This window comes from Ideonella azotifigens (assembly GCF_021043325.1).
GTDB lineage: Bacteria > Pseudomonadota > Gammaproteobacteria > Burkholderiales > Burkholderiaceae_C > Ideonella > Ideonella azotifigens.
In genome coordinates this window covers 158,997-185,143 of record NZ_JAJNKD010000013.1, presented here as the reverse complement: position 1 = coordinate 185,143, position 26,147 = coordinate 158,997, and the positions used below count along the sequence as shown (strand labels likewise).

Sequence of the window (26,147 nt, the reverse complement as noted above, 5' to 3'; positions counted from 1 at the left end):
CTCCATCCCCTTCCAGGAGCGCCCATGAAAATCGCCTTCGCCACCCAGGACCAGCAGCGCGTGGACGCGCACTTCGGCTGGGCCAAGCACCTGGCCGTCTATGAGATCGACGCCCAGGGTCACAACTTCGTGCAGGACTTCCCCTTCGGCGACGACCTGGCCGAGGACGGCAACGAAGACAAGCTCGCGCCCAAGCTCGAAGCCATCCGGGACTGCGCCATCGTCTACGTGGCCGCCATCGGCGGCTCGGCCGCGGCCCGCGTCGTGGCCAGCAAGATCCACCCGATCAAGGTCAACCAGCCCGAGCCCATTGCCGAGTTGCTGGACCGCATGCAGGTGGTGCTGCAAGGTACGCCGCCGCCCTGGCTGCGCAAGGCCTTGCTGAAGGACCAAGCGCCAGACGCCGCACTGCGCCCCGACTTTGAAGACGAAGAGGTGACCCCATGACCGATGCCATCGCCACAGAACCCGCGGCCGAAGCCGCAGCCGAGGAAGCACTGCTGCAAACCCCCTTCCTGCGCGAACTCGTCAAGCAGCTGCGCGCGCAGGACACCCACGGCACCTGGGAGGGCAAGCGCGACATCACGCTGCTCGCCCCCTACGTGCTCAGCGCCGAGCAGCGCCGCGCGCTGCCCATGATGGGCGACCCGGACCCGGACACCCTGTGGCGCCTGGACCTGTTCCACAACGCCATCGGCCTGTGCATCGAGCGGGCCACCGGCTGCATGGTCAGCCCGATGATGAAGATGAGCCACGAAGGCTTTGGCCGTGCCGTGCTCACCGCCGGCCGGCTCATCGTTGTCAACCGCCACCTGCGCGATGTGCACCGCTTCGGCTACGCCAGCCTGGCCAAGCTGGCCGAGGCGGGGACCAAGCTGGTCGACGAAGGTGTGGGCATGGTCGAGCGCTACAAGGAGGTGGCCACCTATGGCTGAGCTGGACCAACTCAAGACCGAGGCCAGGAAGCTCAACGCCAAGGCCACGCAAGCCAAGATGGACCTGCACGACCTGTCCGAGGACCTACCGACGAACTGGGAGCGCATCCTCGCCGTGGCCCAGGTCGCGCACGACGCCCACGCCGCGCTGATGGCCGCACGGGCGCGCGTGGCCGAGGCCGAAGCGGCCGCGTCCGCCAAGGCCTGAGGCCGGGGGAGCAGATGACATGAACAACTTCTCCGTCACGCTGCCCAGCGGCAAGGTCTGGGTGCCCACGTTCGTCCAGCAGATCAACGAGGCCAGCTGCATCGGCTGTGGCCGCTGCTTCAAGGTCTGCCCGCGCGGCGTGCTGGCCATGGTCGGCCTCAACGAAGACGGCGAGCGCGTGGCCGTCGGCGAGGACGAGGACGAAGACGAGGAATACGAGAAGAAAGTGATGACGATCGCGCACGGCGAGCTGTGCATCGGCTGCACCGCCTGCGCCAAGATCTGCCCGAAGAAGTGCTACACGCACGCGGCGCTGCCGGTCTGAGCCATGGCTGCCGAAGCACGCACCACGCGACCTTCGCTGCCGCCGCACGGCGCCTTGCCCACGGGCGAGCGCCTGCGCCTGTGGACCACGCTGATGTGCCATGCACCCGAGGGCGAGGCGCCCGAGGTGCAGGCCATGGCAGGCGTGCTGGCCACCGCCTGGTCCCGCCACGGGCTGGCCTGGCTGCCGCTGACCGACCTCGGCGCGGCCGACACCCGGCAGTTGCTCGCGCGCTGGTTCCCCGGCGTGGACCGTGCGCTGGCACTGGACTGGCCCGCGCTGGAGAGCGCTGCGCGGCCGGAGCCGCGGCAAGACGAGATCGAGGACCTGGTGGGCCTGCTCACCACCTGCGCAGGCGAGGCCGGGGCGCAGTGCCCTGCCGAAGACCGCTGGCTGGCCCATGCGCTGGCCCAGGCCACGCTGGGCCAGGACCACCTCTGGCAGGACCTGCACCTGCCGTCGCGCCGCGAGCTCTCGGCCCTGATGCAGGCCCGCTTCCCCCGGCTTGCTGCGCGCAATGACCGCGACATGAAGTGGAAGAAGTTCCTCTACAAGCAACTGTGCGACCAGGCCGAGATCAGCCTGTGCCGCGCGCCCAGTTGCGGCGTGTGCACCGACCAGGCCTTGTGCTTCGGTCCGGAAGAGGCTGCGCATTGAGGCCCGCCATGCCTGCTACATGCCGCCTGGTCTTTGCCCTGCTCGCCGGCCTGCTGGCAGCGCAGGCCGGTGCGGCCGAAGTGCAGGTGGCTGTCGCCGCCAACTTCGCCGGCCCGCTGGCCCGCATCGCCGAGGGCTTTGCCAGCGCCACTGGCCACACCTTGCTCAGCACCAGCGGCGCCACCGGCAAGTTCTACACGCAGATCCAGGCTGGCGCGCCTTTCGAGGTGCTGCTCGCGGCGGACGACGAAATACCGCGCAAGCTGGTCCAGGAAGGCCTGGCGGTGCGCGGCAGCAATTTCACCTATGCGCTGGGCAAGCTGGTGCTGTGGAGCGCCCAGCCCGGCCTGGTGGACGCCGAGGGCCAGGTGCTGGCCGGCGGCAGGTTCCAGCACCTGGCCGTGGCCAATCCCAAGCTCGCGCCCTATGGCGCGGCTGGCATGGAAGTGCTGAAGGCGCGCGGCCTCACCGAGGCCGTGGCGCCCAGGCTGATCACCGCCGAGAGCATCGCCCAGGCCTACCAGTTCGTGCTCACAGGCAATGCCGAGCTGGGCTTTGTCGCGCTTTCTCAGGTGGCCGAGCCCGGCAAGCCGCCGCGCGGCTCGTACTGGCTGGTGCCGCCCACGCTGTATGGCGAGATTCGCCAGGACGCGGTGCTGCTCAAGGCCGGCGAGGGCAGCGCCGCCGCGCGTGCACTGCTGGACTACCTCAAGACCCCCGCCGCCCGCGCCGTGATCGCCGCCTACGGCTACGGCCATTGAGGCACCTGTGACCACGCTGTCCTTCTCCGTGGCCTTCTCCCCGGCTGACTGGCAGGCCATCACCCTGAGCCTGCAACTGGCCGGTCTCAGCACCGTGCTCCTGCTGCTGCTGGGCACGCCGCTGGCCTGGTGGCTGGCGGGCACCCGATCGGCGCTCAAGCCATTGTGGACGGCGCTGGTGGCCATGCCGCTGGTGCTGCCGCCCACCGTGCTGGGCTTCTACCTGCTGGTGCTGATGGGCCCGCAAGGGCCGGTGGGCCAGGCCACGCAGGCGCTGGGCCTGGGCCGGCTGCCCTTCACCTTCGCCGGGCTGGTGGTGGGCTCGGTGCTGTGCTCGCTGCCTTTCGTGGTGCAGCCGCTGCAGCAGGCCTTCGAGGCCATTCCGCCGCGCCTGCTGGAGGCCGCCGCCACGCTGCGCGCCGGCCCGCTGGACCGCTTCTTTTCCATCGCGCTGCCGCTGGCCCGCCCCGGCCTGGTCACCGCGCTGGTGCTGGGCTTTGCCCACGCGCTGGGCGAATTCGGCGTGGTGTTGATGCTGGGCGGCAGCATCCCCGGCAAGACGCGCGTGCTCAGCGTGGCGCTGTACGACCACGTCGAAGCCACCGAGTTTGCCGACGCGCACCGCCTGGCCGCCGCGATGGTCGTGTTCGCGTTGGCCGTGCTGGTCTCGCTGCAGCTGGTCAACCGGCCGCGCGCAGCGGCGCGGGTCGCGTCCACCGTGGCGGGCGCGCCATGATCAGCCTGCGGCTGCGCCTGCCCCGGCGTGACTTCACGCTGGACCTGGCGCTGCAACTGCCCGCGCGCGGCATCACCGCGCTGTTCGGCCCTTCGGGCTGCGGCAAGACCACCGTGCTGCGCGCGCTGGCCGGGCTGGAGCGCGCGCAGGGCAGCGTCGCCGTGGGCCAGGCCGCCGAGCAGGTCTGGCAGGACGATGCGGCCGGCCGCTTCCTACCGCCGCACCAGCGCCCCATCGGCTACGTGATCCAGGAAGCCGCGCTGTTCCCTCACCTCAGCGTGGAGAAGAACCTGCGCTACGGCCTGCGGCGCGTGGCGCCTGGCAGCGCCCGCATCGAGCTGGCGCAGGCCGCGGCACTGCTGGGCATCGATCACCTGCTGGCCCGCCAGCCCGTCACGCTCTCGGGCGGCGAGCGCCAGCGCGTGGCCATTGCCCGCGCACTGCTCACCAGCCCGCAGCTGCTGTTGATGGACGAGCCGCTGGCCGCGCTGGACGCTGCCCGCAAGGCCGAGATCCTGCCCTACCTGGAGCGCCTGCATGTGGCGCTGGCCATGCCCATCGTCTACGTCACCCACGCGCTGGACGAGGTCGCCCGCCTGGCCGACCACCTGGTGCTGATGGCCGCCGGCCGGGTGCAGGCTTCCGGCCCGCTGGCCGAGCTGCTGGCCCGCACAGACCTGCCACTGGCCTCCGCCGAGGATGCCGGCGTGGTGCTGCAGGCTACGGTGCAGGCGCATGACCCGCCGTTCGGCCTCAGCCTGCTCGGCCTGGACGGCGCCGGGCAAGGCGGCGGTGAGCAAGCACTGGGGCTGTGGGTAGGCGCGCTGGCGCAGCCGCCCGGCAGCCCCGTGCGCGCCCGCGTGCTGGCGCGGGACGTGAGCGTGGCCCGCAGCGCCGCGGCCGACAGCAGCATCCTTAACGTGCTGCCCGTCACGCTGGCCGAGGTGCAGCTGGGCGCCGCCACCGCGCTGCTGGGCCTGCGCCTGGGCCATGCCACCCAAGCCATGCCCGCCGCTACACGCCTGCTTGCCCGCATCACCCGGCGTTCGTTCGAAGGCCTGCAACTGGCGGTGGGCCAGCCCCTTTTCGCCCAGATCAAGGCCGTCTCGCTGATGCGCTGAAGGGCGCTGAATGTCGCTGAGGGCCGGTCAAAGGAGAGACACACCATGGAGCGTGAACCCCAGAGCTGGCAGGCGCGCCTGCCGGCCGAACTGCAGGCCCAGGTCTGCTGGCCGGTGCGCATCGAATCGCACCACGACGACGGCGTGCCTGCCTCCAAGTGGCGCGGCTACGACGCGCTGGGCCTGCTCTGCTACTACCGCCACCACTTCTCGCAGTGGGACTACAGCTTCGACGACGAAGACCAGCCCTGCATGCGCATGCTGCGCGCCGAAGACTTCGAGGCCTGGCGCTGCCTGAACGGCCAGTGGTTGCGCACCGTGGAAGTCATCGAAGGCGAGGGCAGCTGCGGCGGCCGGGCTCACCACAGCGGATTCGAGATCGTGCCGCCGCAGCACATTCCCCGCCTTTGAAACCTGCGTGGGGCGCCCGCGCCATGGACCGCCTGAGCGACGAACTGCTGCGCTGCTGGTGGCGGAAGACGCGCCACTCTGCAGCGGCGCGCCGGCCGTGCGTGCGGTGGCCGCGGGTGGCGCCGTGATGCCCCGCCTGGGCCTGTCCGAATCCTTGCTGGTCTTCCCTGAACGCAGCCTGTTCCTGGCCCGCCGCGCTGCGCGCTGCCCAGCCCGAAAAGCGCCTGGTCGTGGAAGTGGGGCAGCTAGGCCCAAGCCCTGGCCGAGCGCGGCCTGCGCCCCTCGTTGCCCCCGCAGGCGGCGTCAGCGCCACCAACGCCCTGGCTAACGCCCAAGCCGGCGCCGACTTCCTCGTCAGTTCAGCGCCCTGTCTCGCCCGCGCCCGCAGATGTGAAGGTGGTGTTCGAGCGCAAGGCTTGATGCCGATTGGCCATTCACCAGCGCTTTACGCGACCCCGCCAGTGACCATAATGGCCCGAAAAAAGCGCCGGGGGGCGATCCCGCGCATGGCTCACCGCATCTCCAGGCCGGGGGCGCCGTGATGGTTCAGTTCAACACGGCCTGCCTGCTTGCTCAGCCAACGGTGAAGAATGGGCACTGCCGACCGTTTTCGGTCTCCGCGGGCGGCCGAACTGCCGCCCTGGGCGCGCAAGGTTCAGGTGACGAGGCTCCTGCGACGCCGTCCTGCGAACAACCAGCGCAATGATCTTGCGCCGCGATGCAATCCGACATTCTCTTCATCATGGACCCAACATGCGGCACTTGAACTTGCTTCTTTCCGTCTTGCTCCTGTCGGGCTGTCACCGCATCGTGACGCCGCCGGGGTCGGAGACCGTCTTGATCGACAACCCCTGGTTCTTCGGGCACGGCGGCCCGCGCGACGAAACCCAGAAGCCGGGTCTGTCCTGGTACTGGCTGACGACCGATGGCTTGGAGGTTTCGCTGGTGCCGACGAAACGCGACGAACCTTTGGAGCATCTGGCCACGGGGGACAACAACTTCATCAACTACGCGAGTTACGTCGTCATCCAATGGAAGGATCCGGCCGAGCTGGTCAAGAAGTTCGGTGCCAGCGGCTGGTATGAGAACAACCTGAAGGAGCAATACCGGACCATCGTCCGGGACGTGACGAAGAAGTATTCGATGACGCCCATCATGACGGACCCGGAGACCCTGGCGGCGATCGAAAAGGAAATCGCGCGGCAGTTTCGGGAGCACATCAAGGCGACCGGCCTGCACGTCGAATTGCTCAACGTGAACATGGGCAAGGCCTTGCCCGATGCACCGGTGATCGCCGAGATGAATGCGACTGCGGTGCAGCAGCAGCGCAAGAAGACGGAGACACAGCGCAAGCTTGCCGAGGATTCACGGTTGCAGGCGGAGCAAAGCCGCGCCAACGCGGACAACGCCTACCGCGAGCAGATGAAGCTGGACGCGGCGCAGTTCGTGCAGCTGGAGGGCATCAAACGCTATTCGGAGGCCTGCAAGGAAAGCAAGAACTGCGTGATCGTGCAAGGCAACACGCCTGTGCTGGTTGGCCGGTAGCGGGAAGGGCCGTGCGGCAATTGTCCCCGCCTTGACAGCCGCGCCCGAACCCGCGGCCTACATTGCCCTTGTCTACCTTCTCGGGACGCATCGCAATGGACTCACTGCCTGACCCGCTGGCCCAGATCCGAGCCATCAACCAGACTGCGGCCTTCAATCGATGGTGCGGCATCGAGGTCATCAGCGCGGAGCCTGGCAAGGTCGAAATTGCCATGGCATGGCGGCCGGAAGTCGGGCAGTACGCTGGCTTCCTGCATGCCGGACTGATCGGCGCGCTCATCGACACGGCCTGCGGCTTCGCCGCGGCGACCGTCGCCGGGCGGGTGCTGGCCTCGCACTTTTCAGTCAACTGCCTGCGCCCGGCGACGGGCGAGCGGTTCGTGGCCAGGGCGCGTGTCGTCAAGCCAGGCAAGTCGCAGGTGTTCACCGCCTGTGAGTTGTATGCCCAGGCGGCCGGTGCCGAGAAGCTCGTTGCCACCGGCGAGACCTTGCTGTCGGTCGTGGCGGGTCCGGTGGCCTGACGGTCCGTCAACCTTCCATCCCCGCAGGTTCTGACTACGGGCCGACTACGCAGGCTGCCTAGCATGCGCAGCCATGGCAACTGCTGGCTCCCGCCTTCGAGGCGAGCACATGCGGCTGCCAGCCCTGCGGCCCCTCGCTTCTGACAAGCATCAGGAAGTGCAGGCCGCCGTCATTTGGAATGAATCATCAAGGGGAATCGAAATGTTGAACGCGATCAAGAAAATTGCTGTTGTGGGTTTTGCGGCCGTGGCCGCTACCAGTGCCATCGCGCAGGACGTGCTGATCGACGCCAAGGCGGCCTGCCTGAGCCTGGACACGATGACCGGCGGCCGGGCCACCTTCCAGCTGGACGCCGGCAGCTACACCGTTTCGCTGGTGGACAACGACATGAGCTGTGGCGGTGAAGATCCCACCGGTGGTTGCCTCATTGACACCGTCGTCATCCGCGGTGGCAGCGCGGCCAAGACGGGGTGGGGCCTGGCCGTGAAGGCTGGCAAAGCCCAGCAGTTCAAGGTGAAGGGCGTTGGCAAGTTCTCGGCCATCGTCATCGACGAGCCTTGCTACGACAACACCGGTTCGGCCATCCTGAGGTTTGAAAAGATCACGCCGCAGGCGGAGTGAGTCCCATCTTCAGGACCTGGGTTCACCGCCCGAGTCCTGGGCATTGATCGCGGCGGCCAATGCCGCTTCAACTTCCGCTGCCAATGCGGCGCGCAGCCAGCGGTGCACCGGGTCCTCCTGGTGCCGCAGGTGCCACACGGCATACATGGGCAGCGGTGGCGTGGCCAGCGGCGGCGCGACAGAGGCCAGGCTGGCCAGTGCGCCTTGTGCCAACAGGCTGGGCGCCGTGGCCAGCCAGGCGCTGCCGCGCAACATCGCGCCCAGGCCGGCCATGCCTGGCACCGTGGCCACGATGCTGCGCGCCACGCCTTGCGCAGCCAGCCAGTCGTCCACCGCCAGCGTGCGGCGCGGCGCGTACAGCACGCTGACATGCTCGGCCGCGAGGTAGTCCGCCAGCCCCTGGGGTGCGGCGCGGCAGGCCGGATCGTAGAAGACGCGGTAGGCGTCCTCGAACAAGCGCTTCTGCATCAGGTCCGCGCCTTCAGGTGGGCGCGGCGTGAGGATCAGCTGGCAGGCCTGCTCGCGCAGCGTCGCTGGCTCTGGCGCGCCTGAATCCATCACCCTCAGCGTCAGGCCCGGTGCCTGCGACCGCAGCCGGCGCAGCAGCCGCGGCAGCAGCAGGTCGCGCTGCAGGTCGTTGGCCGCCACGGTGATGCAGGCCTGCAGCCGGGCCGGCTCGAAGCCTGCGGCCAGGCTGAAGCCGCGCAGCTCGTCGAGCAGCCGGCGCGCACGGCCGGCCAGCAGGTCCGCCTGCGCGGTGGGTGCAATGCCGCGACCCGACTTCACGAACAAGGGGTGGCCGACGATGGCACGCAGCCGGTCCAGCCCGTGGCTGACGGCCGACTGCGTGAGGTCCAGGCGCTGCGCAGCGCGCGTCACCGAGCCCTCTTCATGCACTGCCAACAGCAGCGCGAGCAGGTGGCCGTCCAGGTCCAAATGATCGATGGCGTTCATGGGTTGCATGAGTGTGGCGGCCTTTATCCGGCGCCGGGGCGCCGGAATACTGAGCGGCATCAAACCCCGTGCTGAAACCCCGAGAAAGGGCTCGCCATGTGCACACCCGACATTCCCGGCACCACCTTGTTCGATGGCCGGCAGGCCATCAAGGGCTACGCGCTCAACAAGATGTGCTTCTCGTTCAACGAAGCCGCCAACCGCGCCGCTTTCCTGCAGGACGAGGATGCCTACTGCACCCGCTACGGCCTCACGCCGCCGCAGCGCGAGGCGGTGCGCAGCCGCCAGGTGCTGCAGATGATCGAGGCCGGCGGCAATGCCTACTACCTGGCCAAGCTGGCCGGCATCTTCGGGCTGGACATGCAGGACATCGGCGCCCAGCAGACCGGCACCACCAAGGCCGAATTCCAGGCCAAGTTGCTGGCCGCGCGCTGAAGGAGAACCCCATGGCCCAACTCATCGGCGGCATCTGCACGTCCCACGTCCCGGCCATTGGCCGCGCCATTGCCAAAGGCTTGCAGCAAGACCCTTACTGGAAGCCCTTCTTCGACGCCTTCGCCCCGGTGCACCGCTGGCTGGCCGAAGCCCGGCCGGACGTGCTGGTCGTCTTCTACAACGACCACGGCCTGAACTTCTTCCTCGACAAGATGCCCACCTTCGCGCTGGGCGCCGCGCCGCAGTACCGCAATGCCGACGAAGGCTGGGGCCTGCCCACGCTGCCGGCCTTCGAGGGCCACCCGGCGCTGTCCTGGCACCTGATCGAGCAGCTGATGGCCGAGGACTTCGACCTCACGACCTGCCAGGAGATGGTGGTGGACCATGCCTTCACGCTGCCCATGGCGCTGCTCTGGCCGGACCAGCAGTGGCCGGTGAAGGTGGTGCCCATCTGCATCAACACCGTGCAATTCCCGCTGCCTTCGGCACGCCGCTGCTGGGCGCTGGGCGAGGCGGTGGGCCGGGCCATTGCCTGCTGGCCTGGCGATGCCCGCGTGGCCGTGCTCGGTACCGGTGGGCTGAGCCACCAACTCGACGGCCAGCGCGCCGGCTTCATCAACAAGGCCTTCGACCTGCAGTTCATGGACAGCCTGGTGAACGATCCCGAATGGGCAACCCGGTTCAGCATCCCCGAACTGGTGGAGAAGGCCGGCACTCAGGGCGTGGAGCTGCTGATGTGGCTGGCCACCCGCGCAGCGCTCGGCGGCCCGGTGCGCTGCCTGCACCGGAACTACCACATCCCCATCTCGAACACCGCTTCCGGGCTGATGCTGATGGTGCCGGCTTGAAGCAGCAGGCTGGTGTCGACTTGCCTGTCGGACGTCGCAGCCCTTGCCGGTGAGCAAGGGTGAGGGACACCGGGCTTCGGTGAATTCAGGCGCCTGTTTCAGACGCCGGCACCGCCGCTGATCGAGGCCAGCAGCGAGGCCACCACCTCGTCGCCGATGCGCGCCTGCGGGTCCAGCGCGGCGATGGTGGCCAGCAGTTCACGGGCCTCCTCAGGGTGGCCGCCGCGCAGGCTGAGGAAGGCCAGGGCCTTGAGCGTGAACAGCCAGAAGCGCGCCGGGCCGCTGCCCTGGAAGTCCACGCCGGCCGGCAGCGTGGCCGGCGTGACCGAGCGCCAGTCTGCCGCCAGGCCGGCCTGGCGGGCGGCCTCCTGCAGGCCGCGGCGCGCGGCGCGTTCGGCCTCGGCCAGTTCGCGCTGGCTGGCGTGGTGCTTGTAGAGCACGTAATACACGCCCAGCGCCTGCGGCGCCATGGCCTGCGCGGTCCACAGCAGCGAGGCCACTTCCTCGCGCGGCGCGTGGGCTGCCAGGCGAAGCGCCTGGCGAGCGGCCGCCGGCATCTCGCCGCCAAAGAATTCGTCTGCTGATTCGCCGGTGAAGAGGTTCATGGTCGGTCGCTTGTCGGGTTGCGTCTTGCGCGGGGTGCTGCCTTGCTGCTGACGCAAACAACGGGCCCGCAGCGCCTTCGCAGGGCAGGGCCCCGGGCGGCCCGGCGCCGCTGCGTCGTACATCCGACAAAGCCGACAGCGGCTGTCCGCACGACAGGGGCCGGTGGTCGTGCGGCATCGATTCCCAGCCCGCTCGAATGGCGCCAAGTGCCTGATTCGTTTGATGTTTCCGGTGCCGGAATACGAGCCGCCGGAACTGGCACGTTCCTTGAGAAGAAGGAGCACCTGACCTGACTGGGAGTGGTGCGATGAATGGCTCGACACGGGGTTCGCTGGATCTGAAGCTGGACGGCAAGCCGATCTATCTCGACTATGCCGCCACCACGCCGGTGGACCCGCGCGTGGTCCATGCGATGGTGCCCTACCTGTACGAGCAGTTCGGCAACCCGGCCTCCCGCAGCCATGCCTACGGCTGGGCCGCCGAAGAGGCGGTGGAGATCGCCCGCGAGCACGTGGCCGGGCTGATCGGCGCGGACCCGCGCGAGATCGTCTGGACCTCGGGCGCGACCGAGTCCAACAACCTGGCCCTGAAGGGCGCGGCCCGCTTCTACCAGGCCAGGGGCAAGCACCTGATCACGCTGAAGACCGAGCACAAGGCCGTGCTCGACACCATGCGGGAACTGGAGCGCCAGGGCTTCGAGGTGAGCTACCTGGACGTGCAGCCCGATGGCCTGCTGGACATCGACGTGCTCAAGGCCGCGCTGCGGCCAGACACCTTGCTGGTCTCGGTGATGTTCGTCAACAACGAGATCGGCGTGATCCAGGACGTGGCCGCGATTGGCGCGCTGTGCCGCAGCAAGGGCGTGCTGTTCCATGTGGACGCGGCGCAGGCCAGCGGCAAGGTAGAGATCGACCTGGCCACGCTGCCGGTGGACCTGATGAGCCTGTCGGCCCACAAGACCTACGGCCCCAAGGGCATTGGCGCGCTCTACGTGCGGCGCAAGCCGCGCGTGCGCATCGAGGAGCAGATGCACGGCGGCGGCCACGAGCGCGGCATGCGCTCGGGCACGCTGGCCACGCACCAGATCGTCGGCATGGGCGAGGCCTACCGGCTGGCGCGGCAAAGCATGGCCAGCGAGAACCAGCGCATCGCGGCGCTGCGCGACCGGCTGCTGGCGGGGGCTCGCGAGATCCCCGAGGTGCTGGTCAACGGCAGCCTGCAGCAGCGCGTGCCGCACAACCTGAACCTGAGCTTCACCTTCGTCGAAGGCGAGTCGCTGCTGATGGGAATGAAGGGCATTGCCGTGTCCTCCGGCTCGGCCTGCACCTCGGCCAGCCTGGAGCCCAGCTACGTGCTGCGCGCGCTGGGCCTGTCCGACGAAGTGGCCCACAGCTCGATCCGCTTCTCGTTCGGCCGTTTCACCACCGAGGCCGACATCGACACCGCACTGGCCCGCGTGAAAGCCACGGTGGCCCGCCTGCGCGAGCTGAGCCCGCTGTGGGACATGCACTGCGCCGGCGTGGACCTCGCCAGCGTGCAGTGGGCCGAGCACTGAACCCCACCCAACCCGCCCCTTCATTCCCAGAGCCCCAGGAGCCCCCATGGCCTACAGCGAAAAAGTCATCGAGCACTACGAGAACCCGCGCAACGTGGGCGCCTTTGGCGCAGACGACGATGGCGTGGGCACCGGCATGGTCGGCGCGCCCGCCTGCGGTGACGTGATGAAGCTGCAGATCCGCGTGAACCCGGCCACCGGCCTGATCGAGGACGCACGTTTCAAGACCTATGGCTGCGGCTCGGCCATCGCCTCTTCGTCGCTGGTCACCGAATGGGTCAAGGGCAAGACGCTGGACCAGGCGCTGGCCATCAAGAACACCAGCATCGCCGAGGAGCTGGCGCTGCCGCCGGTGAAGATCCATTGCTCCATCCTCGCCGAAGACGCCATCAAGGCGGCGGTGGCCGACTACCGGCAGCGCCATGTCGCCACGGATGCGGGCGCCGCGACCACGCTGGAACAGCCCGCCTGCAGCCCGTCCGCCGCGAACGCCACTGCCGTCGCCTGAGCGCCGCGGATTTCCTTCGCCTCCCTGGCCCCAGTGGCCATTCACCGAACAGGAACCCACCATGTCCGCTTGCCAATCCCAACCGAACGCCGGCAGCAGCTGCGCCACCACGCCTCGCCCGCCGTCAGAGCCCTTCGTTCTGCCCGAGGGCGCGCCCAAGCTGCAGGTCAGCGACGCGGCCATCGGCAAGGTCGGCGCGATGCTGGCCGAAGAGGGCGACCCTGAGCTGAAGCTGCGCATCTTCGTGACCGGCGGCGGCTGCTCCGGCTTCCAGTACGGCTTCGCGTTCGACGACGTGGCCAAGGACGACGACCTCTGCGTCGAGGCCGGCGCGATCAAGGTGCTGGTCGATGCCTCCAGCCTGCAGTACGTGATGGGCGCGCAGATCGACTACGAGGAAAGCCTGGACGGCTCGCGCTTCATCATCCGCAACCCGAATGCCGCCAGCACCTGCGGCTGCGGCAGCTCCTTCAGCGTGTGAGGCCGTCATGACACTCAGTGTGACGCCCAAGGCCGCCAGGCAGATCCAGAAGGCGCTGGCGCAGCGCGGCGGCGGCTTCGGCCTGCGCGTGGCCGTGAAGACCAGCGGCTGCTCGGGCTATGCCTACGCGCTGGAATTCGCCGAGTCCCCCGCACCGGAAGACTTGCAGTTCGCCAGCGAAGGCGTGACCCTGCTAGTGGACGCCAAGAGCCTGCCGCTGGTCGACGGCACCCAGCTGGACTGGGTGCGCGAAGGCCTCAACGAAGGCTTCAAGTTCCACAACCCGAACGCCACCGCCAACTGCGGCTGCGGCGAGTCCTTCGCGGTCTAGACGGGCCCACCCCCTACGCGCTTCGCGCGCCCCCTCAAGGGGGGCACCGCTGGCAGGCCGGCAAAGCCGTCCTGCGGCGGTCGCTGGGTTTGGGGGAGCCTGATCGCCGGCTGTTCCCTGTTCACTCCAAGAGGTACATGATGGCTTTGCTGCAGATTGCCGAACCCGGCCGCGCGGCGGCGCCGCACCAGCACCGGCTGGCGGTGGGCATAGACCTGGGCACCACCCATTCGCTGGTGGGCACCTTGCGCAGCGGCGTGCCCACGGTGCTGGGCGATGCGCAGGGCCGGCTGCTGCTGCCTTCGGTGGTGCACTACGGGGCCGATACCGCGCCGCTGGTCGGCCACGAGGCCCGCGAGATGGCCGCGGCCGATCCGCAGAACACGGTGGCTTCGGCCAAGCGGCTGATCGGCCGCGCGCTGCAGGACATAGCGCCCGGCAGCCTGCCTTACGCGCTGGAGGCGCTGGGGCCGGGCGCCATCGGCGTGCCCACGCGGGCCGGCCTGAAAAGCCCTGTGGACGTGGCGGCCGAGGTGCTGCGCACGCTGCGCGAGCGCGCCGAGGCCGCACTTGGCGGGCCGCTGGTGGGCGCCGTCATCACCGTGCCGGCCTATTTCGACGATGCCCAGCGCCAGGCCACCAAGGACGCCGCCCAACGTGCCGGCCTGACGGTGCTGCGCCTGCTCAACGAGCCCACCGCCGCGGCCGTGGCCTACGGGCTGGACAACGCCAGCGAGGGCGCCTATGTGGTCTACGACCTGGGCGGCGGCACCTTCGACGTGTCGGTGCTGCGGCTCAGCCGCGGCGTCTTCGAAGTCCTGGCCACACATGGCGACGCCATGCTGGGCGGCGACGACTTCGATGCCGAGATCGCCCGCTGGTTCGTGGCGCAGACCGGCGGTGCCGGCCTCATCTGGGCCGAGGCCGATGCCGGCGCGCTGCACTCCGCGGCGCGCCAGGCCAAGGAAGCCCTCAGCGCAGAAGACCAGGTGTGGATGCAATGCCGCCATGCCTCGGGCCAGCAAGCCAGTGCGCGGCTGGACCGTGCCACGCTGGAGGCGTTGACCCAGCCGCTGGTGCAGCGCACGCTGGGCCCGCTGCGGCGCGCGCTGCGCGACGCCGGGCTCACGGTCGACCAGGTCGACGGCGTGGTGCTGGTCGGCGGCGCCACCCGCATGCCGCTGGTGCGCCAGGCCGTGGCCGACTTCTTCGGCAAGCCGCCGCTGACCAACATCGACCCCGACCAGGCCGTGGCGCTGGGCGCCGCCATCCAGGCCGACCAGCTGGCAGGCAACCATGCCCGCGGCCCTGGCGGCGAAACCGGCCTGCTGCTGCTGGACGTCTGCCCGCTGTCGCTCGGGCTGGAAACCATGGGCGGCCTGGCCGAGAAGATCATCCCGCGCAACACCACCGTGCCCACCGCCCGCGCGCAGGAATTCACCACCTTCAAGGATGGGCAAACGGCCATGTCCATCCACGTGGTGCAGGGCGAGCGCGAGCTGGTGAGCGAGTGCCGCTCGCTGGCCCGCTTCACGCTGCGCGGCATTCCGCCGATGGTGGCCGGCGCGGCGCGCATCCGCGTGACCTTCCAGATCGATGCCGATGGGCTGCTGTCCGTCAGCGCCAGCGAGCAGACCACCGGGGTGCAGACCCATGTGGAGGTCAAGCCCAGCTACGGCCTGGCGCACCACACCGTGGCCGACATGCTGCGCAGCGCGATGCACAGCGCCGAAGCCGATGCAGCCGCGCGCATGCTGCGCGAGGCCGAGCTGGATGCGAGGCGCCTGCTGGACGCGGTGGACAGTGCGCTGGCCGCCGACCAGGCGCTGCTGCTGCCGCGCGAGCAGTTCCTCATCCTGCGCGCCATGCAGGACGTGGCCGACCTGCTCGAACAATGCGCCAGCGACGAAGGAACGGGTGCCACGGCGCACCAGCAGCTGCGCCAGGCCTTGCGCGACGCGACCGAAGGCCTCAACGCGGCCACCACGCCGTTTGCCGCGCGCCGCATGGACCTGCGCGTGCGCGAGGCCTTGTCCGGCCGCTCGCTGGACCAGTTCGCTGCATAGGGCGTCGCGCCCATCCGGGTGCCGATTGAGGCGCCTCTTCATCTCCGTTCTCCAAAAGGCCTGCCATGAGCTCCTCCGCCGATCCGCAGGCCCTGCCTGCGTCCGTCCCTTCTGCCAACGCCGCCGCCACCTCGGCCGCCACGCCGGAGCGCACCCAGGTGACCGTGCTGCCGCATGCCGAGCTGTGCCCGCAAGGGCTGGTGCTGCAGGCCAGGCGAGGGCGCAAGCTGGTGGACGAGTTGCTGGCGGCTGGCGTGGCCATCGAGCACGCCTGCGAGAAGGTCTGCGCCTGCGCCACCTGCCATGTGCACGTGCGCGCTGGCGCCGAGTCCCTGGCCCCGGCCGACGAGGAAGAGGAAGACCAGCTCGATGACGCCTGGGGCGTGGACCCGCAGTCGCGCCTGTCCTGCTGCGTGCGGGTCAAGGGCGAGGCCCTGGTGATTGAGCTACCGCGCTACACCAAGAACCATGCGCGTGAGCGCTAAGAAGCCGAGCCTCACCCGCTGCGCGTCGGCTGTCGAACAAGCGACAAATGACACAGGCCCTCCGCGCGCCCGAACAAGTCAGAGATTTCCTTGTGAATCAATGACTTGAGTGACCTGAGTGGCATGGCACACCGCTTGCGATGAAGCACTCAGCAATGCAAGGAAGGCACATGCAAGCCCCTGGATCTCCCCGGCCCTTCACAATCAACGACACCACGCTGCGCGACGGTGAGCAGACCGCGGGCGTGGCCTTCAGCGACGACGAGAAGCTGGCCATCGCCAGCGCACTCGACGCCGCTGGCGTGCCGGAGATGGAGGTGGGCGTGGCGGCGATGGGGCCGCATGAAGAGGCGGTGATCCGAGCCATCCAGCAGCTGCGGCTCAACGCCCGCACCATGGTCTGGGGCCGCATGTGCGAGGCCGATCTTGCTGCGGCCCTGCGCTGCGGCGCGGACATCGTGCACCTGTCGATCCCGGCCTCCGACATCCAGATCGAGCGCAAGCTGCGGCGCGACCGGGCCTGGGTGCTGGCCACGATCACGCAGTTCGTGCGCCGCGTGGCGGACGCTGGCGCGCGCATCAGCGTGGGCTTCGAGGATGCTTCGCGCGCCGACGATGCCTTCCTCGCCCGCGCCGCCACCACCGCGCAGGCCGCGGGCGCAGAGCGCGTGCGCTATGCCGACACGCTGGGCATCCTCGATCCGTTCGAGACCGCGCATCGCATCGGCCTGCTGCGCCGCGAGGTGGACCTGGACATCGAGATGCACGCCCACGACGACCTGGGCCTGGCCACCGCCAACACGCTGGCCGCCTGGCGCGCCGGCGCCACCCATGCCAGCACAACCGTCAACGGCCTGGGCGAGCGGGCCGGCAATGCGGCGCTGGAAGAGGTGGTGATGGCCATGCGCCACCTGCACGGCGTGCACACCGGCGTCGAGGCGCGTGCGCTGCCGGCCATCTCGGCCCTGGTCGCCGGGGCCTCGGGCCGGCCGGTGGCGGCGAACAAGAGCATCGTTGGCGCGGCGGTGTTCACGCACGAGTCCGGCATCCATGTGGACGGCCTGCTCAAGGACCCGCTGAACTACCAGGGCTTCGACCCGGCCGAGCTGGGCCGGCAGCACACCACGGTGTTGGGCAAGCACAGCGGCAGCCATGCGGTGCAGGCGGCCTACCAGGGCCTGGGCCTGAGCCTGGCTGCCGAGCAGGTGCCGGCCTTGCTGGAGCGCATCCGCGGCCATGTGCTGGCCACCAAGCGCACACCGGGGCGGGCCGAGCTGCTGCAGTTCTACCAGGCCTTCCAGCCAGCGCTCTGACGCCGCCTCAGTCAACCGACTTTCCGCCTCAGCCCACCGACCCCACGCCACCCGGAGACCCGAGATGACCGACCTTACCACCCGCCTGAAGGCCCTCTCCAGTGCCAACGAGTTCCTGGAGTTCTTCGGCATCGCGTACGACGAGCAGGTCGTCAACGTGAACCGCCTGCACATCCTCAAGCGCTTCTACCAGTACCTGCACCGAGCCGAGGGACTGGCCGATCTGGACGAGATCGGCCTGTTCAGCCGCTACCGCGCGCTGCTGGGCCGGGCCTACCAGGACTTCACCACCTCGAACGCCGTGACCGAGAAGGTCTTCAAGGTCTTCCAGGACGCGCAGGGCCAGCAGCACGTGTCGCTGGGCTCGCTGCGCGAAAGCCTGGCGCAGCGCCGCGCCGCCTGATCCCCCACCGCTGGCCGCAGCACAGGAGAGCACCCATGCACATCGTCGTCTGCATCAAGCAGGTCCCGGACTCGGCGCAGATCCGCGTCCACCCGGTGACCAACACCATCATGCGCCAGGGCGTGCCGGCCATCGTCAACCCCTACGACCTGTTTGCGCTGGAAGAGGCGCTGCGCCTGAAGGACGAATTCGGCGGGCGCGTCACCATGCTGTGCATGGGCCCGCCGCAGGCCGAAGACGCGCTGCGCAAATGCATCAGCTTCGGCGCGACGGACGCCATCCTGGTGACCGACCGCGCCTTCGCCGGCGCCGACACGCTGGCCACCTCCTACGCGCTGGCCGCGGCCATCCGCAAGATAGCCCAGGAGCAGGCGGTGGACCTGGTGTTCACCGGCAAGCAGACGATTGACGGCGACACCGCCCAGGTCGGCCCCGGCGTGGCCAAGCGCCTGGGCCTGAACCTGCTGACCTACGTGAGCCGCGTCGTGAAGGTGGACCTGGACGCCCGCCGCCTGCAGGTGGAGCGGCGTGCCGAAGGCGGTGTGCAACTGCTGGACACCACCTTGCCCAGCCTGATCACGATGCTCGAAGGCACCAACGAAATGCGCTTTGCCGGCATGGACGACATGCTGCGTGCCGCGCGCTTCCCGGTGCGCCGCTGGAACAAGGAAGACGCCGGCATCGAGGACCTGACGAAGATCGGCCTGAAGGGCTCGCCCACCGTCGTCAGCAAGGTTTTCGGCCCCACGCCGCGCAGCCAGAAGGCCGACCTGATGAGCGTGGTTGACACCAGCCTGAACGACGTCACGCTGAACCTGCTCGACAAGATCTTCACCCAGCACCCGCTGCTGGAAGAAGAGATCGTGTCTCAACTCTCTGTCTGACCAAGGACGCTGCCATGGCTGAAGCCGCCAAACCCGCTGCCCCCCGTCCCGCTGGCCGTGCGGGCCGCAACATGGAGTTGCCCGAGCACCTGAAGGCCTACAAGGGCGTCTGGGTGTTCATCGAGCATGACCGAGGGCAGGTGCACACCGTCAGCTGGGAACTGCTGGGCGCGGGCAGGGTGCTGGCTGACAAGCTGGGCGTGACGCTGCATGGGGTGATCCTGGGTGGGCCGGACGAGCCGCTGGACAGCTTCGCCAAGGAAGCCTACGCCTTCGGCGCCGACACCTGCTATGTGATGCGCGACCCGGTGCTCAAGGGCTACCGCAACGAGCCCTTCACCAAGGGCCTGACCGACCTGGTCAACCAGTACCAGCCGGAGATCGTGCTGCTGGGCGCCACCACCATGGGCCGCGACCTGGCCGGCTCGGTGGCGACCACGCTGGCCACCGGCCTCACGGCAGACTGCACCGAGCTGAACATCGACGGCACCACCCGCGCGCTGGCCGCCACCCGGCCCACCTTCGGCGGCTCGCTGCTGTGCACCATCATGACCCTGGCCTACCGGCCGCAGATGGCCACCGTGCGCCCGCGCGTGATGCCCATGCCCCGGCGCGATGCCAGCCGCAGCGGCACGATCACCGAAGCCACGCTGGGCATGATCGAGACCGACATCGTCACCAAGCTGCTGGCCTTCATCCCGGACGCCAAGCGCAACACCGTCAACCTGGCCTATGCCGACGTGATCGTCTCCGGCGGCAAGGGCCTGAAGCACCCGGACAATTTCAAGCTCGTCTGGGACCTGGCGCGGGTGCTGGGCGCCGAGGTGGGCGCCACGCGGCCGGTGGTCCAGGCCGGCTGGGTGGAGGCCGAGCGGCAGGTGGGGCAGACCGGCAAGACGGTGCGGCCCAAGCTCTACATCGCTGCCGGCATCTCGGGGGCGATCCAGCACCGCGTGGGCATGGAGGCGGCGGACGTGATCGTCGCGATCAACACCGACGCCAACGCGCCCATCTTCGACTTCGCCCACTTTGGCATCGTCGGCAATGCGCTGCAGGTGCTGCCGGCGCTCACCGAAGCCTTCCGCGCCCGGCTCACGCCGCAGATCCGCAAAGTCGCCTGAACGCCGACCCCACAGGAGCAAGAAGATGGCCAACGAAAAGTTTGATGCGATCGTCGTCGGCGCCGGCCCTTCGGGCAATGCCGCGGCCTACACGCTGGCCAAGGCTGGCCTGCAGGTGCTGCAGATCGAGCGCGGCGAATACCCCGGCAGCAAGAACGTGCAGGGCGCCATCCTCTACAGCGACGCGCTGGAGAAGATCATCCCGGACTTCCGCGACGATGCGCCGCTGGAGCGCCACATCATCGAACAGCGCATGTGGATGCTGGACGAGCACAGCTTCGTCGGCACCCACTACCGCAGCGACGACTACAACAAGCCGCCTTACAACCGCTACACCATCATCCGCGCGCAGTTCGACAAGTGGTTCTCATCCAAGGTGCGCGAGGCCGGCGCGCTGCTGATTTGCGAGACCACGGTGGAGCACCTGCTGATGGATGGCGAGCGGGTGATGGGCGTGCACTGCGACCGCCTGGGCGGCGACGTGTTCGCCGATGTGGTGATCCTGGCCGACGGCGTGAACTCCACGCTGGCGCGCAAGGCCGGCTTCCATGGCGAGCTGTCGGCCAAGAACGTGGCGCTGGCGGTGAAAGAGATCCTCTTCATGCCGGAAGAGACCATCCAGGCCCGCTTCAACATCAACGAGGAAGAGGGCGTGGTGATCGAGATGATGGGCTCGGTCACCGAAGGCATGGTGGGCACCGGCTTCCTCTACACCAACAAGGACTCGCTGACGATTGGCGTGGGCTGCATGCTGGCCGACTTCAAGTCCAACCCGAACCGCACCGCGCCGTATGCGCTGCTCGAGAAGCTCAAGCAGCATCCGTCCATCGCGCCGCTGATCGAAGGCGGCGAGATGAAGGAGTATTGCGCCCACCTGATCCCCGAAGGCGGCTTCAACGCGGTGCCCAAGGTCTATGGCGAGGGCTGGATGATCGTGGGCGACTCGGGTGGCTTCGTCAATGCCGTCCACCGCGAAGGCTCCAACCTGGCCATGACCAGTGGCCGGCTGGCTGCCGAGACGGTGATCCAGGCCAAGGCCGCCGGCAAGCCCATGAGCGCGCGCACGCTCAAGGCCTACAAGGACGCGCTGGACCAGAGCTTCGTGATGAAGGACCTGAAGAAGTACCGCCGGCTGCCCGAGGTGCTGGAGAAGAGCCCGCAGTTCTTCACTGCCTACCCCGGCCTGGTCAACAACGCCGCCAAGACCCTGTTCACCGTGGACGGCGTGGACAAGATGACCAAGCAACGCGAGGTGATGGGCAGCTTCACGGCGGCGCGCAGCCTGCGCGGCCTGCTGGGCGACGCCTTCCGGCTCTGGCGCGCCACGCGCTGAGCCTGCCTTCCCACCGACCCCACACCACGCATCCGACGCAAGAGGCCGCCATGACCGTCAATGTCGAAGACAAGCTGTTCCAGAACCGCTACAAGGTCGACCCCGGCCGGCCGCACATCCAGATCAAGGACGCCGCCGTCTGCGCCAACGAATGCGAAGCGCAGCAATGCACCTTCGTCTGCCCGGCGGCCTGCTACAAGGCCGAGGGCAACGGGGCCGTGACGCTGATCACCGACGGCTGCCTGGAATGCGGCAGCTGCCGCGTGATCTGCACCGAACACGCCAACGTCGCCTGGGAGTACCCGCGCGGCGGCCACGGTGTGCTGTTCAAGTTCGGATGAACGTTACCCCATGCAGCGCTGCCTGAGCGGCTCGGCCTCGCGCGCGGTGGCCGCGATGATCGAGCTGACCCTCAGCTCGCGCGGCGGGCCGGTGCCGCTGCATCGCCTTCAGCCGCAGCCGGCCAGTTCCAAGTCCTACCTGGACCTGCTGTTCGGCAAGCTGCGGCGGGCCGGCCTGGTGCGCTCGCTGCGCGGGCGCGACGGTGGCTACGTGCTGGCCAGGCCGGCCGGCACCATCAGCGTGGCCGACATCGTGCGCGCGGTGGAGCCACCCACAGCGGCGCCGTTCCTCGATGAAGAAGACCGGACGGGCACCGTGCCTGGCGGCGCCGGAAGCCGGCCTGCCAGCCCGATGGAGGCCTGCACCCAGGCGCTCTGGGAGGCGTTCAACACCCAGTCCATGGCCTGGCTGTCGGACCTCACGCTGCTGGCCCTGGTGGACGCGCAGCGGGCCGCCATGCAGGCGCGGCAGCACGAGGCTGGTGCCGGCACCGGGCTGGCGGGCGCATCCTTGTTGGGCGGCACCGGCGGCCCGCGCCCACCGCGGCTGCCGCGCGGCCCGAACTCGGTCTTCGCATTGGCCAATGCCTGCCTGTGACCTGGGCCGGCATGGCTGGCGAAATGGCATTTCCTTGATGTGCATCAGCCCGCGTGCCAAAGCCGCGCGCAGGCGCCTGCGCCGAGGGCAAACAGGCCAATTTCTTGCAGCGCGAGACACAGCGGCCCGCGCCGCCGGCATTTGCGCCTCGTGGCGTTCGAACATGCACCGGTGTGCGTCGACATGCATGCACCCGGTGCGCAACCGTGAGTGAGGTGGACCATGGCCCGCACCAGTCAGGAAGATCGCTCCCACGTGGAGCTGATCACGGTTTACGAGATCTGCCGCATCCTGGGCGCCTCGCTGGACCTCAAACGCAGCTTTCGCGAGGTGCTCAACGTGCTGACGGCCCACATCGGACTGTCGCGCGCGATGATCGTGCTGGTCGACGAGGACGACGAGCTGCTGCGGGTGCACAGCGCCGTGGGCCTGGACCGTGAGCAACTGGCGCGCGGTGTCTGGCATCGCGGCGAGGGTGTGATCGGCCGCACCTTCCGCTCCGGCGTGCCGGTCACGGTGCCGGACGTCACCCAGTCGGCCGAATTCATCGACCGCACCGGTGCCTTCAGCCAGCGCGACGGGCAGATGATGTCCTTCCAGGTCGAGCCCATCAAGACCGAGCACACGGTGCTGGGCGTGCTGGCCGCGCAGCGCGAGGTCCAGGGCAATGCGCGCCTGTCGGACGACCAGCGCCTGCTGCACATGGTGGCAGGGCTGCTGGCGCAGGCCATCGTGCTGGCGCGCGCGGTGACCGAGGAGCACCAGCGCCTGCAGACCGAGACCACCCGGTTGCAGAAGGCCCTGGCACCCGAGCCACGAGGCCGCTACGCGCTGGACAACGTGGTGGGCGTGTCCAAGGAAATGCAGCAGGTCTTCGGCGAGGTGCACCAGGCAGCACCCTCGCGCGCCACGGTGCTGTTGCGCGGCGAATCAGGCACCGGAAAAGAGGCGGTGGCGCGGGCCATCCATTTCCTGTCGCCGCGCAAGGATGCGCCCTTCATCAAGGTCAACTGCGCAGCGCTCACCGAGTCGCTGCTGGAGAGCGAGCTGTTCGGCCACGAGCGCGGCGCCTTCACCGGCGCGGTGGGCGACCGGCGCGGCCGTTTCGAGCAGGCCCACACCGGCACGCTGTTCCTCGACGAGGTGGGCGACATCTCGCCCTCGTTCCAGGCCAAGCTGCTGCGCGTGCTGCAGGAGCGAGAGTTCGAGCGCGTGGGCGGCAACCGCTCGATCAAGGTGGACGTGCGGCTGATCTGCGCCACCAACCGCGACCTGGAGAAGATGGTCAAGCGCGGCGAGTACCGGGCTGACCTCTACTACCGCATCAACGTCGTCTCCATCTTCCTGCCGCCGCTGCGCGACCGCCGCGACGACATTGCCCCGCTGGTCGCCCACTTCGTGGAGCGCTACAACAAGGACAACCGCCGCAAGCTCAAGATCGCACCGGACGCGATGGAGGTGCTGACGCATTGCTACTGGCCAGGCAACGTCCGCGAGCTGGAGAACTGCATCGAGCGCACCGCCACAATGGTGCAGGGCGAGGTGATCCGCGGCCTGGCTTTCCCGTGCCGGCACAACCGCTGCCTGACCCAGACCCTGCATCACCTGGACAAGGACGATGCCGTGGCGCCTATCCGCATGAGCGGCCCGGTGCCCGGCACCGGCCGGCCCGGCGCGCGCGACGCCCGCCTGCCTGCGCCCGTGCGCCCGGCGGATATCGAACCGGAGGACGAGGACTTCGACGCGGGCGAACTGGACGACGAGGTGCTGCGCATCGGTCCGACGGCCCACCTCAACGGCACGGAGCGCCAGTTCGGCAACGAGCCGCCGGACGGTGAACGCGAGCGCTTGATCTGGGCCATGGAGCAATGCGCCTGGGTCCAGGCCAAGGCCGCGCGGCTGCTGAAGGTCACGCCGCGCCAACTGGGCTATGCCCTGCAGAAGCACCGCATTGAAGTGCGCAAGCTCTGAGCGGCGGCGCCGGTGGTGCTCGCGCGGTGACTGCGTTCACCTCACCGCGCCGAAATCGTTCGACATTTGATCTGGCGCAAGAGCGAGTCTGTTTGTTGGACTGACCCATCAACTCGTCGGCCCCCCGCGACGATATGCCCGATGTCCCCCAGCGAAGCGACATCACGCATCCGGACAACATCCTTAGAAGGAGGCACATCATGGCTGTTCCAACGATCACACACGCCTGCTGGCAACGCCTTGCAGGCGGTGCCCTGGCAAATCTGAAAACCCAGCACTTGGGCATCCAGTTGCTGACCAAGCGGCTTCAGCGCAGCACCGATCCGCTCTCGGTCAAGGCGAGCGAGCTTCACGCGTTCTTCGCCAAGTGGGAGCGCGTCCTCCCCAATGAAATCCAGCAACTCACCCATCTTTGATCGGATACCGCCATGAATGAACTGATTACTGTGGCGGCCGCCGCCGCACTCATCCGCCGCGGTGTGCCACTGAGCGTGGCGGGCCCGGAGGCCGCACTTGACCAACTGCCCGCAGGCAATTGGATCGGTGGCACGATTCCTTACTTCATGGTCGCCGATGGCGGCACCGTCGTGACCGATGACAGGGTGTTCGTCACCGACCTGTCGCACATCGGTCAGGTCCGGATTGCTTGTTATGGTGCCGACGAACTGGCCGGCATCGTCGGCCATGCGCCGGACAACGGTTTCTCGCTGACCATCATCCCGGCGGGCGGGCAGACGCTCCAGCGCTTCTCTGCCGAGGCCGCGAACTACCCGGACGCCTTCCTCAAGCCCACGGTGGGTTGGATTGCCGGCGTGCACCTCTCCGACCTGGCGCACGCGACGCCGAAGGTCTACGACGGGCGCACTGCCGCCAAGCACGAGGATCGCGCGGTCGTGGCCTATGTCGAGCTGCCGGCAGACAAGATGGCGTCGTTGGAAATCGTCAATCTGTTCGAGCCCGGCAGTGGCGACGTGCTGCGCTTCCATGACACCTCGTTCCATGTGCGCGAGTGCGAGGTCAACGGCGAGCGCGTGAATTTTGTCGACTATGTGCGTCGTGTCGGCCTGGACCACGGCAAGCTGCCGATGGTGGGTGATTTCGCTGGTGCGCACCTGAACGTCTCGCTGCAGGGCATCGACGACGCGCAAGGGGTCGTCAATCTGTACGCGCCTGTGTTCACGGGCGTGGACTATCGCTTCGCCAAGCCGGTGGTCGACTATGCCGCAGCATTTCGCGCGCGCCTGGCCGAGGTCGATTCGAAGGGCGTGGTGATGGGCTGCAACTGCATCCTGAACTTCGTCTTCGGCGAACTCGAGGGCAAGGCCATCGGGGGCGTGCAGGGTCCGGCCACCTTCGGTGAGATCGCTTATCAGCTTCTCAACCAGACCATGGTGATGATCCGCGTCGACTGACGACTGCGGGATGGACCGGGCATTGACCCCGGTCCCATCACCTATCCGAGCACCACCGGAATCGTCAACACGGCCCGGCGCCCGATCTGTGCGTTGACGCGCTGGCGCACGGCTTCCAGCTTGAACGGCCGCACGATGGCCGAGCGCGCGCCCAGCGCCAGGGCCTCGGCCACGCCCGCATCGCCGGCCGGGCCGCAGGCGATCACCGGTACGCCGGGCAGCGCGGCCAGCAGCTGGCTCACCACCTGAGCCCCCTCGGCTTCGATCACGCTGGCGCCCAGCAGGATCACGTCCAGCGGCGCGCCCGCGGCGCGCGCAATCGCCTCGGCGCTGCTGGCCACGACATTGACCTCCAGCTCGTCGGCCAGCATGAATTGCAGGCCCATGGCGCTGATGTCATCGCTGTCGATGATGAAGGCGCGCTTGGTCTCCACGGCGCGCTGGGTGTCCACACCAATCTGCATGACGGTCTCCTGAAGGAATGAAGCGGTAGGGCGTGCCGGCTGCAATTGCCATGCCGTCCCCATGCCGTGGCGCGCTGCCGGGAAGCGCTCGCGGACGAGGCCGGTGTGTCGCTCCACGACGTGTCCGGTTTGTCGGCATCCCCACACCATGCGACACACGCAAGTGATTGATTCCAAAGGAAATCGCGCTGGCACG

Annotated in this window: 33 protein-coding genes; 30 read left to right on the top strand and 3 right to left on the bottom strand. The window is 68.6% G+C overall.

All coding sequences use genetic code 11. The features are described from left to right. Positions 1-24 precede the first annotated feature (24 nt). The 12 genes from nifX (at position 25) to LRH25_RS23580 (ending at position 7,842) form a co-directional block, all read left to right on the top strand. On the top strand, positions 25-447 hold the full coding sequence (nifX, locus tag LRH25_RS23635; protein WP_141289925.1) for a nitrogen fixation protein NifX: 423 nt from the start codon (positions 25-27) through the stop codon (positions 445-447). Further along, positions 444-935, top strand: a complete 492-nt coding sequence (locus tag LRH25_RS23630; protein ID WP_141289926.1) for a NifX-associated nitrogen fixation protein — start codon at positions 444-446, stop codon at positions 933-935. Before nifX ends, LRH25_RS23630 begins: the two co-directional genes overlap by 4 nt. Continuing rightward, positions 928-1,143: a CCE_0567 family metalloprotein gene (locus LRH25_RS23625; protein ID WP_141289927.1), complete on the top strand. Its 216-nt coding sequence runs from the start codon at positions 928-930 to the stop codon at positions 1,141-1,143. The genes LRH25_RS23630 and LRH25_RS23625 overlap by 8 nt, the downstream gene beginning before the upstream one ends. A gap of 19 nt (positions 1,144-1,162) precedes the next feature. Further along, a complete protein-coding gene (fdxB, locus tag LRH25_RS23620; protein ID WP_141289928.1) occupies positions 1,163-1,468 on the top strand; it encodes a ferredoxin III, nif-specific in 306 nt (101 codons plus the stop codon). 3 nt (positions 1,469-1,471) lie between these two features. Then, a complete protein-coding gene (locus LRH25_RS23615; RefSeq protein ID WP_231012460.1) occupies positions 1,472-2,125 on the top strand; it encodes a nitrogen fixation protein NifQ in 654 nt (217 codons plus the stop codon). Positions 2,126-2,133: 8 nt separating this feature from the next. Next, the gene (gene modA / locus LRH25_RS23610; protein ID WP_141291917.1) at positions 2,134-2,886 is read left to right on the top strand and encodes a molybdate ABC transporter substrate-binding protein; all 753 of its coding nucleotides are present in this window, start codon (positions 2,134-2,136) and stop codon (positions 2,884-2,886) included. A gap of 28 nt (positions 2,887-2,914) precedes the next feature. Then, positions 2,915-3,622: a molybdate ABC transporter permease subunit gene (gene modB, locus LRH25_RS23605; RefSeq protein WP_231012477.1), complete on the top strand. Its 708-nt coding sequence runs from the start codon at positions 2,915-2,917 to the stop codon at positions 3,620-3,622. Beyond that, entirely contained in the window at positions 3,619-4,743 is a 1,125-nt protein-coding gene (gene modC / locus LRH25_RS23600) for a molybdenum ABC transporter ATP-binding protein (protein WP_231012458.1), read from the top strand. Before modB ends, modC begins: the two co-directional genes overlap by 4 nt. 45 nt (positions 4,744-4,788) lie before the next feature. Continuing rightward, positions 4,789-5,154 (top strand): hypothetical protein, encoded by a 366-nt coding sequence (locus LRH25_RS23595; RefSeq protein WP_141290286.1) that lies wholly within the window; start codon positions 4,789-4,791, stop codon positions 5,152-5,154. A 702-nt stretch (positions 5,155-5,856) separates the two neighbouring features. Beyond that, complete coding sequence (locus tag LRH25_RS23590) at positions 5,857-6,699, top strand: SPFH domain-containing protein (RefSeq protein WP_141290287.1); 843 nt, start codon at positions 5,857-5,859, stop codon at positions 6,697-6,699. A gap of 95 nt (positions 6,700-6,794) precedes the next feature. Continuing rightward, positions 6,795-7,220, top strand: coding sequence for a PaaI family thioesterase (locus tag LRH25_RS23585; RefSeq protein ID WP_141290288.1), 426 nt, complete (start codon positions 6,795-6,797; stop codon positions 7,218-7,220). 202 nt (positions 7,221-7,422) lie between these two features. Then, positions 7,423-7,842, top strand: coding sequence for a hypothetical protein (locus tag LRH25_RS23580; protein WP_141290289.1), 420 nt, complete (start codon positions 7,423-7,425; stop codon positions 7,840-7,842). Positions 7,843-7,851: 9 nt separating this feature from the next. Here the strand turns inward: LRH25_RS23580 and LRH25_RS23575 are convergent, their stop codons facing one another. After that, positions 7,852-8,796 (bottom strand): LysR family transcriptional regulator, encoded by a 945-nt coding sequence (locus LRH25_RS23575; protein ID WP_231012455.1) that lies wholly within the window; start codon positions 8,794-8,796, stop codon positions 7,852-7,854. Between the two features lie 96 nt (positions 8,797-8,892). Here LRH25_RS23575 and LRH25_RS23570 point away from each other — a divergent pair, with 96 nt between their 5' ends. Together LRH25_RS23570 and LRH25_RS23565 are read left to right on the top strand one after the other, a co-directional pair. After that, on the top strand, positions 8,893-9,231 hold the full coding sequence (locus tag LRH25_RS23570; RefSeq protein ID WP_141291695.1) for a protocatechuate 4,5-dioxygenase subunit alpha: 339 nt from the start codon (positions 8,893-8,895) through the stop codon (positions 9,229-9,231). A gap of 11 nt (positions 9,232-9,242) precedes the next feature. Further along, positions 9,243-10,079, top strand: a complete 837-nt coding sequence (locus tag LRH25_RS23565; RefSeq protein ID WP_141291697.1) for a class III extradiol dioxygenase family protein — start codon at positions 9,243-9,245, stop codon at positions 10,077-10,079. Between the two features lie 98 nt (positions 10,080-10,177). On the opposite strand, the gene LRH25_RS23560 is transcribed toward LRH25_RS23565, so the two are convergent. Continuing rightward, complete coding sequence (locus LRH25_RS23560) at positions 10,178-10,684, bottom strand: hypothetical protein (protein ID WP_231012454.1); 507 nt, start codon at positions 10,682-10,684, stop codon at positions 10,178-10,180. A 308-nt stretch (positions 10,685-10,992) separates the two neighbouring features. On the opposite strand from LRH25_RS23560, the gene LRH25_RS23555 reads away from it, so the two are divergent. The 16 genes from LRH25_RS23555 to LRH25_RS23480 all read left to right on the top strand — a co-directional run bounded on the left by LRH25_RS23555 (position 10,993) and on the right by LRH25_RS23480 (position 25,487). Next, positions 10,993-12,240 carry an IscS subfamily cysteine desulfurase gene (locus tag LRH25_RS23555; protein ID WP_170201081.1) on the top strand — a complete coding sequence of 416 codons (1,248 nt, stop codon included), beginning with the start codon at positions 10,993-10,995 and terminating at the stop codon, positions 12,238-12,240. A gap of 46 nt (positions 12,241-12,286) precedes the next feature. Further along, positions 12,287-12,748, top strand: a complete 462-nt coding sequence (gene iscU, locus LRH25_RS23550) for a Fe-S cluster assembly scaffold IscU (RefSeq protein ID WP_141290469.1) — start codon at positions 12,287-12,289, stop codon at positions 12,746-12,748. Between the two features lie 61 nt (positions 12,749-12,809). Next, positions 12,810-13,229, top strand: coding sequence for an iron-sulfur cluster insertion protein ErpA (gene erpA / locus LRH25_RS23545; RefSeq protein ID WP_141290466.1), 420 nt, complete (start codon positions 12,810-12,812; stop codon positions 13,227-13,229). A gap of 7 nt (positions 13,230-13,236) precedes the next feature. Continuing rightward, positions 13,237-13,560, top strand: a complete 324-nt coding sequence (locus LRH25_RS23540) for a HesB/IscA family protein (RefSeq protein ID WP_141290464.1) — start codon at positions 13,237-13,239, stop codon at positions 13,558-13,560. A gap of 140 nt (positions 13,561-13,700) precedes the next feature. Further along, positions 13,701-15,626, top strand: coding sequence for a Fe-S protein assembly chaperone HscA (gene hscA / locus LRH25_RS23535; protein ID WP_231012452.1), 1,926 nt, complete (start codon positions 13,701-13,703; stop codon positions 15,624-15,626). A gap of 65 nt (positions 15,627-15,691) precedes the next feature. After that, positions 15,692-16,111 (top strand): ISC system 2Fe-2S type ferredoxin, encoded by a 420-nt coding sequence (fdx, locus tag LRH25_RS23530; protein WP_141292005.1) that lies wholly within the window; start codon positions 15,692-15,694, stop codon positions 16,109-16,111. Positions 16,112-16,281: 170 nt separating this feature from the next. Next, entirely contained in the window at positions 16,282-17,424 is a 1,143-nt protein-coding gene (gene nifV / locus LRH25_RS23525; RefSeq protein WP_231012450.1) for a homocitrate synthase, read from the top strand. A 64-nt stretch (positions 17,425-17,488) separates the two neighbouring features. Then, positions 17,489-17,827 carry a nitrogenase stabilizing/protective protein NifW gene (nifW, locus tag LRH25_RS23520; RefSeq protein ID WP_141288004.1) on the top strand — a complete coding sequence of 113 codons (339 nt, stop codon included), beginning with the start codon at positions 17,489-17,491 and terminating at the stop codon, positions 17,825-17,827. 35 nt (positions 17,828-17,862) lie between these two features. Beyond that, positions 17,863-18,711 (top strand): electron transfer flavoprotein subunit beta/FixA family protein, encoded by an 849-nt coding sequence (locus tag LRH25_RS23515; protein WP_141288003.1) that lies wholly within the window; start codon positions 17,863-17,865, stop codon positions 18,709-18,711. Between the two features lie 14 nt (positions 18,712-18,725). Then, on the top strand, positions 18,726-19,832 hold the full coding sequence (locus LRH25_RS23510) for an electron transfer flavoprotein subunit alpha/FixB family protein (RefSeq protein ID WP_141288002.1): 1,107 nt from the start codon (positions 18,726-18,728) through the stop codon (positions 19,830-19,832). A gap of 25 nt (positions 19,833-19,857) precedes the next feature. Then, positions 19,858-21,165 (top strand): FAD-dependent monooxygenase, encoded by a 1,308-nt coding sequence (locus LRH25_RS23505; protein ID WP_141288001.1) that lies wholly within the window; start codon positions 19,858-19,860, stop codon positions 21,163-21,165. Positions 21,166-21,215: 50 nt separating this feature from the next. Beyond that, a complete protein-coding gene (locus LRH25_RS23500; protein WP_141288000.1) occupies positions 21,216-21,506 on the top strand; it encodes a ferredoxin family protein in 291 nt (96 codons plus the stop codon). 10 nt (positions 21,507-21,516) lie between these two features. Beyond that, complete coding sequence (locus LRH25_RS23495; RefSeq protein WP_231012432.1) at positions 21,517-22,104, top strand: RrF2 family transcriptional regulator; 588 nt, start codon at positions 21,517-21,519, stop codon at positions 22,102-22,104. 222 nt (positions 22,105-22,326) lie between these two features. Next, positions 22,327-24,075 carry a nif-specific transcriptional activator NifA gene (gene nifA, locus LRH25_RS23490; protein WP_231012429.1) on the top strand — a complete coding sequence of 583 codons (1,749 nt, stop codon included), beginning with the start codon at positions 22,327-22,329 and terminating at the stop codon, positions 24,073-24,075. Between the two features lie 200 nt (positions 24,076-24,275). After that, entirely contained in the window at positions 24,276-24,491 is a 216-nt protein-coding gene (locus LRH25_RS23485) for a hypothetical protein (protein ID WP_141291740.1), read from the top strand. A 30-nt stretch (positions 24,492-24,521) separates the two neighbouring features. Then, positions 24,522-25,487, top strand: a complete 966-nt coding sequence (locus LRH25_RS23480) for a DUF6976 family protein (RefSeq protein ID WP_231012428.1) — start codon at positions 24,522-24,524, stop codon at positions 25,485-25,487. A 41-nt stretch (positions 25,488-25,528) separates the two neighbouring features. On the opposite strand, the gene LRH25_RS23475 is transcribed toward LRH25_RS23480, so the two are convergent. Then, the gene (locus LRH25_RS23475) at positions 25,529-25,951 is read right to left on the bottom strand and encodes a response regulator (RefSeq protein ID WP_231012426.1); all 423 of its coding nucleotides are present in this window, start codon (positions 25,949-25,951) and stop codon (positions 25,529-25,531) included. Between the last annotated feature and the right edge of the window lie 196 nt (positions 25,952-26,147).

Coding starts and splice junctions, on each gene's coding strand:
- nifX (WP_141289925.1), top strand. CDS start 25: ATGAAAATCGCCTTCGCCACCCAGGACCAGCAGCGCGTGGACGCGCAC.
- LRH25_RS23630 (WP_141289926.1), top strand. CDS start 444: ATGACCGATGCCATCGCCACAGAACCCGCGGCCGAAGCCGCAGCCGAG.
- LRH25_RS23625 (WP_141289927.1), top strand. CDS start 928: ATGGCTGAGCTGGACCAACTCAAGACCGAGGCCAGGAAGCTCAACGCC.
- fdxB (WP_141289928.1), top strand. CDS start 1,163: ATGAACAACTTCTCCGTCACGCTGCCCAGCGGCAAGGTCTGGGTGCCC.
- LRH25_RS23615 (WP_231012460.1), top strand. CDS start 1,472: ATGGCTGCCGAAGCACGCACCACGCGACCTTCGCTGCCGCCGCACGGC.
- modA (WP_141291917.1), top strand. CDS start 2,134: ATGCCTGCTACATGCCGCCTGGTCTTTGCCCTGCTCGCCGGCCTGCTG.
- modC (WP_231012458.1), top strand. CDS start 3,619: ATGATCAGCCTGCGGCTGCGCCTGCCCCGGCGTGACTTCACGCTGGAC.
- LRH25_RS23595 (WP_141290286.1), top strand. CDS start 4,789: ATGGAGCGTGAACCCCAGAGCTGGCAGGCGCGCCTGCCGGCCGAACTG.
- LRH25_RS23590 (WP_141290287.1), top strand. CDS start 5,857: ATGATCTTGCGCCGCGATGCAATCCGACATTCTCTTCATCATGGACCC.
- LRH25_RS23585 (WP_141290288.1), top strand. CDS start 6,795: ATGGACTCACTGCCTGACCCGCTGGCCCAGATCCGAGCCATCAACCAG.
- LRH25_RS23580 (WP_141290289.1), top strand. CDS start 7,423: ATGTTGAACGCGATCAAGAAAATTGCTGTTGTGGGTTTTGCGGCCGTG.
- LRH25_RS23575 (WP_231012455.1), bottom strand. CDS start 8,796: ATGAACGCCATCGATCATTTGGACCTGGACGGCCACCTGCTCGCGCTG.
- LRH25_RS23570 (WP_141291695.1), top strand. CDS start 8,893: ATGTGCACACCCGACATTCCCGGCACCACCTTGTTCGATGGCCGGCAG.
- LRH25_RS23565 (WP_141291697.1), top strand. CDS start 9,243: ATGGCCCAACTCATCGGCGGCATCTGCACGTCCCACGTCCCGGCCATT.
- LRH25_RS23560 (WP_231012454.1), bottom strand. CDS start 10,684: ATGAACCTCTTCACCGGCGAATCAGCAGACGAATTCTTTGGCGGCGAG.
- LRH25_RS23555 (WP_170201081.1), top strand. CDS start 10,993: ATGAATGGCTCGACACGGGGTTCGCTGGATCTGAAGCTGGACGGCAAG.
- iscU (WP_141290469.1), top strand. CDS start 12,287: ATGGCCTACAGCGAAAAAGTCATCGAGCACTACGAGAACCCGCGCAAC.
- erpA (WP_141290466.1), top strand. CDS start 12,810: ATGTCCGCTTGCCAATCCCAACCGAACGCCGGCAGCAGCTGCGCCACC.
- LRH25_RS23540 (WP_141290464.1), top strand. CDS start 13,237: ATGACACTCAGTGTGACGCCCAAGGCCGCCAGGCAGATCCAGAAGGCG.
- hscA (WP_231012452.1), top strand. CDS start 13,701: ATGGCTTTGCTGCAGATTGCCGAACCCGGCCGCGCGGCGGCGCCGCAC.
- fdx (WP_141292005.1), top strand. CDS start 15,692: ATGAGCTCCTCCGCCGATCCGCAGGCCCTGCCTGCGTCCGTCCCTTCT.
- nifV (WP_231012450.1), top strand. CDS start 16,282: ATGCAAGCCCCTGGATCTCCCCGGCCCTTCACAATCAACGACACCACG.
- nifW (WP_141288004.1), top strand. CDS start 17,489: ATGACCGACCTTACCACCCGCCTGAAGGCCCTCTCCAGTGCCAACGAG.
- LRH25_RS23515 (WP_141288003.1), top strand. CDS start 17,863: ATGCACATCGTCGTCTGCATCAAGCAGGTCCCGGACTCGGCGCAGATC.
- LRH25_RS23510 (WP_141288002.1), top strand. CDS start 18,726: ATGGCTGAAGCCGCCAAACCCGCTGCCCCCCGTCCCGCTGGCCGTGCG.
- LRH25_RS23505 (WP_141288001.1), top strand. CDS start 19,858: ATGGCCAACGAAAAGTTTGATGCGATCGTCGTCGGCGCCGGCCCTTCG.
- LRH25_RS23500 (WP_141288000.1), top strand. CDS start 21,216: ATGACCGTCAATGTCGAAGACAAGCTGTTCCAGAACCGCTACAAGGTC.
- LRH25_RS23495 (WP_231012432.1), top strand. CDS start 21,517: ATGCAGCGCTGCCTGAGCGGCTCGGCCTCGCGCGCGGTGGCCGCGATG.
- nifA (WP_231012429.1), top strand. CDS start 22,327: ATGGCCCGCACCAGTCAGGAAGATCGCTCCCACGTGGAGCTGATCACG.
- LRH25_RS23485 (WP_141291740.1), top strand. CDS start 24,276: ATGGCTGTTCCAACGATCACACACGCCTGCTGGCAACGCCTTGCAGGC.
- LRH25_RS23475 (WP_231012426.1), bottom strand. CDS start 25,951: ATGCAGATTGGTGTGGACACCCAGCGCGCCGTGGAGACCAAGCGCGCC.